At 53.6% G+C, this 248-nt stretch carries 1 protein-coding gene; it reads left to right on the top strand.

Annotation, left to right across the window (positions count from 1 at the left end; translation table 11 throughout):
• Window positions 1-248, top strand: a 248-nt coding sequence (locus ACTF5Z_RS01910; RefSeq protein WP_438984292.1) for a hypothetical protein, incomplete at both ends; no start/stop codon positions are given.

The raw sequence follows: 248 nt of genomic DNA, 5'->3' as shown, positions 1-248 counted from the left end.
CAAGAGGCGCTCACCTTAGACCCGAGCATTCAGTTCGCACAACAAGGCCTTCCCAATGCGCAAGGGCGCCTGCAACTAGATCAAAAAATTAGCACTGTTTTGAATGCCCCAGAGCGCCTGCAAGACCCTGCGGTTACTGCGGGCGCGCAGCGCTTGTTGGATGAGGCTCGTAATATCGCACCAGCGGGCCCGGCGTTAACACTGCAGATTCAAACGCTAGAAAATCTAATTGAACAGGCCAATCGTAT

The organism is Aequoribacter sp., assembly GCF_965659035.1.
In the GTDB taxonomy this organism is placed as follows: Bacteria; Pseudomonadota; Gammaproteobacteria; order Pseudomonadales; family Halieaceae; genus Aequoribacter.
The sequence above is the reverse complement of the archived record's forward strand: the minus strand, read 5'-3'. Positions and strand labels throughout refer to the sequence as shown.